Annotated in this window: 9 protein-coding genes and 1 riboswitch; of the genes, 5 read left to right on the top strand and 4 right to left on the bottom strand. The window is 63.7% G+C overall.

Going from position 1 to position 9,465, the window contains the following annotated elements:
- Both atpA and VN004_RS08875 read right to left on the bottom strand, forming a co-directional pair.
- Positions 1–942 (bottom strand): F0F1 ATP synthase subunit alpha (gene atpA, locus VN004_RS08880; RefSeq protein ID WP_325609072.1); only part of this gene is annotated, 942 nt, incomplete at its 3' end.
- The gene (locus VN004_RS08875; protein ID WP_325609070.1) at positions 942–1,502 is read right to left on the bottom strand and encodes a F0F1 ATP synthase subunit delta; all 561 of its coding nucleotides are present in this window, start codon (positions 1,500–1,502) and stop codon (positions 942–944) included. The genes VN004_RS08875 and atpA, both read right to left, overlap by 1 nt.
- A gap of 321 nt (positions 1,503–1,823) precedes the next feature.
- Between VN004_RS08875 and sugE the strand changes: the two genes are divergently transcribed.
- Together sugE and VN004_RS08865 are read left to right on the top strand one after the other, a co-directional pair.
- Positions 1,824–2,150, top strand: a complete 327-nt coding sequence (gene sugE, locus VN004_RS08870) for a quaternary ammonium compound efflux SMR transporter SugE (RefSeq protein WP_325609068.1) — start codon at positions 1,824–1,826, stop codon at positions 2,148–2,150.
- Positions 2,151–2,295: 145 nt separating this feature from the next.
- Positions 2,296–3,999 (top strand): SulP family inorganic anion transporter, encoded by a 1,704-nt coding sequence (locus tag VN004_RS08865; protein ID WP_325609066.1) that lies wholly within the window; start codon positions 2,296–2,298, stop codon positions 3,997–3,999.
- A 65-nt stretch (positions 4,000–4,064) separates the two neighbouring features.
- Here the strand turns inward: VN004_RS08865 and VN004_RS08860 are convergent, their stop codons facing one another.
- Both VN004_RS08860 and VN004_RS08855 read right to left on the bottom strand, forming a co-directional pair.
- Complete coding sequence (locus VN004_RS08860) at positions 4,065–5,006, bottom strand: hypothetical protein (RefSeq protein WP_325609064.1); 942 nt, start codon at positions 5,004–5,006, stop codon at positions 4,065–4,067.
- Between the two features lie 89 nt (positions 5,007–5,095).
- Entirely contained in the window at positions 5,096–6,310 is a 1,215-nt protein-coding gene (locus VN004_RS08855; protein ID WP_325609062.1) for a PHB depolymerase family esterase, read from the bottom strand.
- Positions 6,311–6,774: 464 nt separating this feature from the next.
- Positions 6,775–6,852: riboswitch (SAM riboswitch) on the top strand.
- A gap of 103 nt (positions 6,853–6,955) precedes the next feature.
- Between VN004_RS08855 and VN004_RS08850 the strand changes: the two genes are divergently transcribed.
- From VN004_RS08850 to VN004_RS08840, 3 genes are all read left to right on the top strand, one after another.
- Positions 6,956–7,930 carry an aliphatic sulfonate ABC transporter substrate-binding protein gene (locus tag VN004_RS08850; RefSeq protein WP_325609059.1) on the top strand — a complete coding sequence of 325 codons (975 nt, stop codon included), beginning with the start codon at positions 6,956–6,958 and terminating at the stop codon, positions 7,928–7,930.
- A 97-nt stretch (positions 7,931–8,027) separates the two neighbouring features.
- Positions 8,028–8,873, top strand: coding sequence for an ABC transporter permease (locus VN004_RS08845; protein ID WP_414710258.1), 846 nt, complete (start codon positions 8,028–8,030; stop codon positions 8,871–8,873).
- Position 8,874: 1 nt separating this feature from the next.
- The coding region (locus tag VN004_RS08840) for an ABC transporter ATP-binding protein (protein ID WP_325609057.1) at positions 8,875–9,465 on the top strand (591 nt) is incomplete at its 3' end.

The following is a 9,465-nucleotide window of genomic DNA, read 5'->3' as shown; positions in this document are numbered from 1 at the left end:
GTTCATCTTCGCAGCGCGCTCGAGGAGGCGCGAGTGCAGATAGAACACGTCACCCGGATAGGCTTCACGTCCGGGCGGACGGCGCAGCAGGAGCGACATCTGGCGATAGGCGACGGCCTGCTTGGACAGGTCGTCATAGATGATGACCGCGTGCATGCCGTTGTCGCGGAAATACTCGCCCATGGTGCAGCCGGTGAACGGCGCCAGGAACTGCATCGGCGCGGGGTCCGAGGCGGTGGCGGCGACCACGATCGAGTATTCGAGCGCGCCCTGCTCTTCGAGCACCTTCACGAATTGCGCGACGGTCGAACGCTTCTGGCCGACCGCGACATAGACGCAATACAGCTTCGTGGATTCAGGCTGACCGGCCGCATTGAGCGGCTTCTGGTTGAGGATCGTGTCGAGCGCGATCGCGGTCTTGCCGGTCTGACGGTCGCCGATGATCAGCTCGCGCTGGCCGCGGCCGATCGGGATCAGCGCGTCGATCGCCTTGAGGCCCGTCGCCATCGGCTCATGCACGGACTTCCGCGGGATGATGCCGGGCGCCTTCACGTCCACGCGCATGCGCTTGTCGGCCGTGATCGGGCCCTTGCCGTCGATCGGGTTGCCGAGTGCATCGACCACGCGGCCGAGCAGGCCCTTGCCGACCGGGGCGTCCACGATCGAGCGGGTACGCTTGACGGTCTGGCCTTCCTTGATCTCGCGGTCGGCACCGAAAATAACGATACCGACGTTGTCGCTTTCGAGGTTCAGCGCCATGCCGCGCGTGCCGTTCTCGAACTCGACCATCTCGCCGGCCTGCACGTTGTCGAGACCGAAAACGCGGGCGATACCGTCACCGACCGACAGCACCTGTCCGACCTCGGAGACTTCCGCCTCCTGGCCGAAATTCTTGATCTGGTCTTTCAGGATGGCGGAGATTTCTGCGGCGCGGATGTCCATCAGCGAGCCTCTTTCATGGCGGTCTTGATCGAATTGAGTTTGGTACGGAGCGAGGTGTCGACCATGCGGCTGCCGAGTTTGACGACGAGTCCGCCGATGATCGCCGGATCGACCTCGACCTGAAGGTCGACGTCCTTGCCGGTCACCGCATTGAGGGCGTCCTTCAGCGACTTCAGATGCGCGTCGGACAATTGCTCTGCGACGGTCACGCTGGCCGCAACCTCGCCCTTGTGCTTGGCGACCAGAGCGCGAAACGCCCGGACAATCTGCGGCAGCGCGAACAACCGGCGGTTGGAGGCCACAAGCTTGATGAAATTGCCGGCAATGCCGTCGATGCCGGCCTTCTGCAGGATCGCGGTCAGCGCCTTGACCTGCTCGTCGGCTGTAAAGACCGGCGAGCGTACCAGCCGCCCAAGGTCGTCACTGCCGGCAACCAAGGCATCGAACCGGTCGAGATCGGCCCGGACCTTGTCGAGGACCTTCTCCTCGAGCGCGAGTTCGAAAAGCGCGGTGGCATATCGCCCCGCAACCCCAGCCACAATCGGTTGTTCGCCAGCCATTGACCTTTAGCGCGTGTGCTATCCGCAAGATTGACGCCGCCGTGGAGCCGACGGCCCAAGCCTTTGGAATTCAAGGGGAATTCCGATCCAGCCGGACTTCACGGAATTTCCGGAGCCCTTGCAAAATCGAGGCGGTTGCTAACACGCCAGACACGGCGGTGCAACATAGGGAAAGCCCGCTTTGGGTGCAAAAATCGGCCCTTTCACGCGCCTTTCGTCGCAAGCCCGCTCGCCTTGCCGCAGACGCAAGGCCGACCTGCGGTCCCTGCGAGCGCAGCTCACCTATATTCCCGGCACGATCGCCCCCAACGGAGTCTCCTCATGGCCGCCCAGCTTCCCTGGCTTTATCTCCTGATCGCGGGACTGTTCGAGGTCTGCTGGGCGATCGGACTCAAATATACGGATGGATTCTCCCGGCTCTGGCCCTCGCTTGGTACCGGCGCGGCCATGATCGTGAGCCTCGGCTTTCTTGGTCTTGCACTGAAATCCCTTCCGGTTGGGACGGCCTACGCGGTCTGGACCGGAATCGGCGCGACCGGCACCGTGATCCTCGGCATCGTGCTGTTTGCAGAGCCTGCCACGGCCATGCGACTCGGCTGCGTTGCACTGATCGTGGCCGGCATCGTCGGACTGAAGCTGGTCACCTAGACCGCGACTCCGCATCATCAGCGCGGCTCGGACACGCTGCTTTGTATCAGCCACGCCTACTGCAATTGAGCTCTCGCAAAGACGCACATCAAAATTGCGCGGATATCGGCTATAAGAGTTCCAATCACGCCTTTCGAGGACCGGAATGAACGCGACTGCGCCTGCGGGCCACCGCAGCCATCCCACTTTTGCCGATCTCTACACCCCCAAACTCGTTACCGTCCTGCGCGAGGGCTACGGACTGGACGGCCTGCGGGCGGATGCGCTGGCCGGCCTGACCGTCGCGATCGTCGCCCTGCCCCTGTCGATGGCGATCGCCATCGGCGCGGGCCTCGGCCCGGAACGAGGCCTCTACGCCGCCATCGTGGGCGGCTTTTTAATTTCGCTGCTCGGAGGCAGCCGCTTTCAGATCGGCGGCCCGGCCGCAGCCTTTATCGGCCTCGTGGCGCTCACCGTGCAGCGCCACGGCTATGACGGCCTGATCCTCGCCACGCTGATGGCCGGGCTGCTGCTGCTGGTGATCGGCTTCCTGCGGCTCGGCACCTACATCAAATACATTCCCTATCCGGTCACGGTCGGCTTCACCGCCGGCATCGCTGTCATCATCCTCATCACCCAGATCCGTGACCTGTTCGGCCTCACGCTGACCAACGAGCCGCCGGAAACCCTGCACAAGATCGAATCGGTGTGGCACGCGCTCGGCACGTTCAAGCCGGTGACGGTCGGTCTGTCGATCTTCTCGGTCGCGGCGATCGTCCTCCTGAAGCGGTGGCGCCCGGAATGGCCGAACCTGCTCATTGCGGTCGTAGCCGCGACCCTGATCACATTCGTTTTCGGGCTCGACGTCGAAACCATCGGCTCGCGGTTCGGCACGATCCAGTCCGGCATGCCCGCACCACACCTGCCGCCCTTCAGCATCGAGAAAATCCGCGCGGTCGCACCCGATGCGCTCGCCATTGCCATTCTCGGCGCCATCGAATCGCTGCTCTCCGCCGTTGTGGCCGATGGCATGTCGGGACGCCGTCACCGCTCGAACAGCGAACTCGTCGCGCAAGGGGTCGGCAATATCGCGGCGTCGATCAGCGGCGGCATGCCGGTGACCGGCACCATTGCACGGACAGCGACCAACATCCGCGCCGGTGCGCGCGGCCCGGTCGCCGGCATCATGCACTCGCTGTATCTGCTCATCTTCGTTCTCGTGGCGATGCCGCTCGTCGCCTATATCCCGCTCGCCGCGCTGGCCGGCGTGCTCGTCGTGGTCGCCTGGGGCATGGCGGACAAGACCGAGTTCGCGCTGCTGCTGCGCACCTCGATCGCCGACGCGGTGGTGCTGCTCGCGACTTTCCTGCTCACCATCTTCGTCGATCTCCTCACCGGCATCGGCGTCGGTGTCGTGCTCGGCGCGTTCCTGTTCATGCACCGCATGGCGGAAGCGATCGACGTGCGGGGCGGCGCCAGGTTCGTTCGCGAGGATGTCTCCGACGACGAGAACGGCCGGCCATCCTATCGCGGCAAGACGATGCCCGGCGACGTCATGGTGTATCGCATCAGCGGCGCGTTCTTCTTCGGCGCCACCGCGCGCGTGAACCAGATCCTTGATCGCGTGGTCCATGCGCCGCGCGTCTTCATTCTCGATTTCAGCGACGTGCCGTTCATCGACATCACCGCGGCGGCTGCGCTCGAACGCTTCGTGCAGCGGCTGCACAAGGCGCATACCAGGGTCTATTTCGCGGGCGTGCGCCCCGACGTGCGCCGCGCCTTCGGACTGCCGGGGCTGCGCGGCCGTTCGGTGCGTTATGTCCCGAGCGTGGAGAAGGCGCTGGAGATCGCGCAGAAGCGCGCCGCGTGACGAGGCCGATGCGGCCCTGCCTGCCGCCGCCTGCTTGAAGCCGCGCTTCGACCGTCCGGCGTTTTCTACCGATCCCCGTCGCCGGTGCTTCGCGGCACCAGCAGACTCGCGCCGGGCGCCGGAGCGTCACCCGCACCGATATTGTTGATGCTCGCGATGGCCCAGCCCGGTGCATTCACGCGCGAGGCAAATTGCTCGAGGGTTTCGTCCGCCCCAATTGTCGCGCGAATGGCGGAGTCCCACAACACGATCGGCACGCCCGGCGGCACGACATAACGCATCGTCAGCGGCACCACGCGCGGATCGGTGCGAACGACGGCCTTCGCCTTGCGTCCACGCGCGGGCGGCGGTGGCGGCGCAGCGCTCTCGCGCAGGATCGCCGCGATCTTGTCGGCCACCAGCGCATGGATCACCGGCGATTTGTCCAGCGTGATGTGAATGATCTCGCGCCGCTCGCGCAGATCGACATTGACGATACGGCCGCGAAAGCCGCTCCCCGGACGCGCCTCCCCGCCGCCGATCAGATTGGTCTTCTGATAGAGATTGATGAAGAGCTGGACATTGTCCGGCACCCGGCCCGCAATCGGCGTCGGATCGAAGCCGAACATGATCGCGACCGGAATATTCGCGGTCTTGAGCCGCTCCGCGATCCCAATCGCCACATCGCCACCGGACGAATGCCCGATCAGGACGATCGGCGCCGGCGCGCGGCGATAGGACTGGATGATTTCGTCGGTCAGGCTTCCCGGCGCGTACATGCTGTACACGCCCGCGTCGATGCCGCGCTCCCTGATCTTTGCCGCGAGATCGTAGAAGCCGAGCGAGAAAACCTCGCCGACGAGGCCGCGCAAAAGATAAACGTGACCGGGTACGCTGCCGGCCGGCGCGCGGGGTACAGGCTGCGTAACGGAATCGACGACCGCACTGCTGCACGCGCCGAGCATGGTGAGCGCGAGCCCGACGACCGCGTGACGGATCGAGGAGATGACGACGGGACGCCGGCGCATCCGCGAATCACACCGGGTGGCAGGACGGACGATCGTTCTGTCTTATCCGAGTTTTGCCGGTCCCGACAGGGCTGCGGATACCCGCGGCCTCACTTCATCAATCCCGCCGCTTTCAAGGCATTGTTGATGACCGCGCCGACGTCGAATTGACTGTGCGGATGTTGCCTGCGCTCAGGCCAGTCGTCCGACTCCGGTCCAAGAACCTCGCCTTCCAGGACACGAGGTGCAGGAGGCGCAGCCTTCAGCCGGTCGCCGCGCACATATTCACCTGTGATCCTGGTTTCGCGTTGCGCCGCCGCGTGGCTCGGCGCGGACGCGGCAAGGCCGAAGAATTTGGCGATGTGGTACGACGACGAAATTCCAACCTCCAGCAGGAACGGCCCGGCAGCGCCGCACTCATGATCGGCGTCGCCGGTCGAAAGGGGCGTTCCGTGCGCCATGTTGGTGATGGTGTAGGATTCGATGACCTCCTCTCCCGCCGCGTTCAGCCAAACCTGCCGCGGATAGCCGTCGACAATCGCTTTCGATGACGACTTCAGCGGGAGACCGTGGACATCGGTCCATTGCTTGATGATTTCTGCGGCGTTGGACGGGATGACTGTCGCATCGACCCCGCCATGCCAGACCGATATGCGTGGCCACGGTCCGCGATGCGGCGACGCGGCTCTGACCAGATCGCCCCATGCGCGTGAAGGCCGCGGCGGCGACTGAAACATGGTCTGGAACGCTTGCTGAACGTTGTTCGCAGCACCATAGGGCAGACCCGCGATAATCGCGCCGCCCGCGAAAACATCGGGATAGGTCGCAAGCATCACCGAAGCCATCGCGCCGCCAGCTGAAAGTCCGGTGACAAACACCCGTTCCGGGTCGATGTCGTGATCGGACACCATCCTGTCGATCATCTGCCGGATGGACTGCGCTTCACCGCTGCCGCGGCTGCTGTCTTCTGGCTGAAACCAGTTGAAGCAGCGGTTCGGATTGTTCGCAGCTTGCTGCTCGGGAAAGAGGAGGCAAAATCCGAAACGATCGGCAAGGGTCGACCAGCCCGCACCGAGATCGTAATCGGCTGCGCTCTGTGTGCATCCATGCAGCACGACGACAAGCGCGCGTTGGTCCGACATCTGTCGCGGAATATGCGCAAACATGCGCAGCGCCCCCGGATTGGAACCGAAGGACCGGATTTCGGTGAGGTGAGATTGCAAGGGACGCTCCGGCGAACCGGGCACCTTCAGTCGCCCTGCTGTTTTCAGCAACTTTTCCCAATAACGACCCTGTTCGGCGAATTCGCCAAAGGACTTTCGCATCGGAACTCCACTTGTGCGTCAAAACCGGGATAACGCTGATGACGGCAAGTTGCCGCATTGCAGCATTTCATATCGATCGGATCTGTAAGGGTCTTTCTCAATGCATAAGTATTAATTGCTGCAATGCAATATGCCGCCAGCGGCTGGTGTCCCGGCGAGCTTTGGAACTTTCGACGCAAATTTCCGCGGGCTTCGAAACCCTTCGTTTAACGCCCTCACCTTGTCGATGCTCACATCAATCAAACAGCCGGTGCGACGAAGCCGTCAGAGGGGAAGCGTAAGGAGCGTTCTTTGAAAGGTAGCTTGAGCGTTTGCTTAGACGCGCACTCTGTTTTTTGGCGAGGCCAAAGCTCCACCAACCAAATTTTATTTTCCAATCGTGTCCCGGTGCAAAACGATCGTCATGCGGACGGTGAAACTTTGCCATAGCATTTCATTGACGCAATCGCAGATCGTCATACCCTAGAACGCGTAGCGCCGATTTGAGCGAACAGCTTGCGGGCGCTTGAAAAATGCAGCTAAGCGGTCGGGTCTAAGTCCCGTCGCACCGAGCTGACGGGCAGTTGGTTCCAAAGCCTCTGCTTTTCATCAACCGGCTCAAACATCCTTAACGGGGTGAATGCGGCCGCATGTCTGGAGGTTGCCATGTCGTTCTTCTCTCGCCGCTCGATCCTCGCTTCGGCGTTGCTGGTCGGCCTGATGCCGAGCACGGCCCTGCTCGCGCAGGACAAGCCAAAGGAAATCCGGATCGATTGGGCGACATATAACCCGGTCTCGCTGGTGCTGAAGGAGCAGGGCCTCCTCGAAAAGGAATTCGCCAAGGACGGCATCTCGATCCGGTGGGTGCAGAGCGCCGGCTCCAACAAGGCGCTGGAATTCCTGAACGCCTCCTCGCTCGATTTCGGCTCGACCGCCGGCTCCGCCGCGCTGGTTGCGAAGATCAACGGCAACCCGATCAAGTCGATCTATGTCTATTCGCGCCCCGAGTGGACGGCACTCGTCACCGGCAAGAATTCCAAGATCAGCAAGATCGAGGACCTGAAGGGCAAGCGCGTCGCGGTGACGCGCGGCACCGATCCGCATATCTTCCTCGTGCGCGCCCTGCATAGCGTGAAGCTCACCGACAAGGACATCACGCCGGTGCTGCTGCAGCATGCCGATGGCAAGGCCGCGCTCATTCGTGGCGACGTCGATGCCTGGGCGGGCCTCGACCCGATGATGGCCGCGGCCGAGATCGAAGACGGCGCGAAGCTGTTCTATCGCAACAGGGACGCCAACACCTGGGGCATCCTGAATGTGCGCGAGCAATTCCTTAAAGCACATCCGGACCTCGTGCAGCGCGTGCTGAAGGTCTACGAGGATGCGCGCAAATATTCGCTCGCCAACCCGGACCAGGTGAAGAAGACCTTCATCGCCGTGACCAAGCTTCCGGAATCGGTCGTCGATCGCCAGCTCAAGGAGCGCACTGAACTGACGCATTCCAAGATCGGCGCGCCGCAGCGGGACTCGATCCTCGCGGCCGGGCTCGCGCTTCAGCAAGCCGGCGTCATTCAACCGAACGTCGATGTGAAAGCGACGGTCGACGCGCTGATCGACACCAGCATCGCCCTGACGAACTGATCGTCAGGTTCGCCGTTCCCGGACGGCACCTCCCAGCCGGTCCGGGAACGGCGCACTCCTTTGGCTCTCCAGTTGAATTGCATAACGCGGGCGTGCGATGTCTTCTGTCGAGATGGCAATTCCCGTAGCTGACCAGACCGAAGCGCACGAGGCGTTGCCCACGCGCCGCGCGCATTTGTGGCGGCCGATTCTCGGCCTTGCGCTTCCGGTCGCGCTCGCAATCATCTGGGAAATCGTGGTGCGGCTCGGCTGGTCGGACGGACGCCTCGTGCCGCCACCCTCCGTCATCGGCACGACATTGTGGGAGCTCGCGCGCACCGGCGAACTCTGGCAGCACACCCGCGCAACGCTTCTGCGCGTCGCCGCGGGCTTCGGTCTCGGCGTCGCCGCCGGCACGCTGTTCGGCGCGATCGCGGGCTATTCCGCGCTGACCCGCACCATCATCGATCCGACCCTGCAGGCGCTGCGCGCCATTCCCTCGATCGCCTGGGTGCCGCTGTTCATCCTGTGGCTCGGCATTTTCGAAGCGTCCAAGATCACGCTGATCGCGGTCGGCGTGTTCTTTCCGGTCTATCTCGGCGTGATGGGCGCGATCCTGTCGGTCGATCGCAAGATCGTCGAGGTCGGGCGCGCCTTCCGTCTCTCCGGGCCGGCGCTGGTCCGGCGCATTCTTCTTCCCGCGGTGCTGCCGGCCTATGTGGTGTCGCTGCGCTCCGGGCTCGGGCTCGGCTGGATGTTCGTCGTCGCCGCCGAATTCATGGGCGCATCGGAGGGCCTCGGCTATCTCCTCATCGACGGCCAGCAGCTCGGCAAGCCGGCCCAGATCGTCGCCGCGATCATCACCTTTGCGGTTCTCGGCAAGACCACCGACTGGATCCTGACCAGCGGAACGGCGCCGTTCCTACGCTGGGAAGACCGCTTCCACGCGCGCGCGGGAGCCTGACATGCTCGCGATCGCCAACGTCTCCAAGACCTATCCGAACAATGTCCGCGCGCTGGAGGGTATAACGCTCGACGTCGCGCCGGGCGAGATCGTCGCCATTGTCGGCGGATCGGGCTGCGGCAAGTCCACCCTCCTGCGCGCGATCTCCGGCCTCGACCGACCGAGCAAAGGCATCATCCATCTCGACGACGAAGTCATCACGCAGCCGCACGAGAAGATCGGCATCGTATTTCAGGAGCCGCGGCTCCTGCCATGGCTGACGGTCGCGGAAAATGTCGGCTTCGGCATCGCGCATCTTCCAGCCGCCGAACGCAAGGAGCGTGTCGCGCGCGCCATCGAGCGCGTCGGCCTCTCCGATAAGGCCGGTGTGTGGCCGCGCGAACTCTCCGGCGGCCAGGCGCAGCGCGTCGCGATCGCGCGGGCGCTCGTGCCGCGGCCGGAGGTGCTGCTACTCGACGAGCCGTTCTCCGCGCTCGATGCGTTCACGCGCACCGATTTGCAGGATCACCTTCTCGATCTGTGGGCGGATTCCAGGCCGACGCTGATCCTCGTCACTCATGATGTCGAGGAGGCGATCGTGCTGGCCGACCGC

This window comes from Pseudorhodoplanes sp., assembly GCF_035565855.1.
GTDB lineage: Bacteria > Pseudomonadota > Alphaproteobacteria > Rhizobiales > Xanthobacteraceae > Pseudorhodoplanes.
This window is presented reverse-complemented; position numbering and strand designations above follow the sequence as displayed.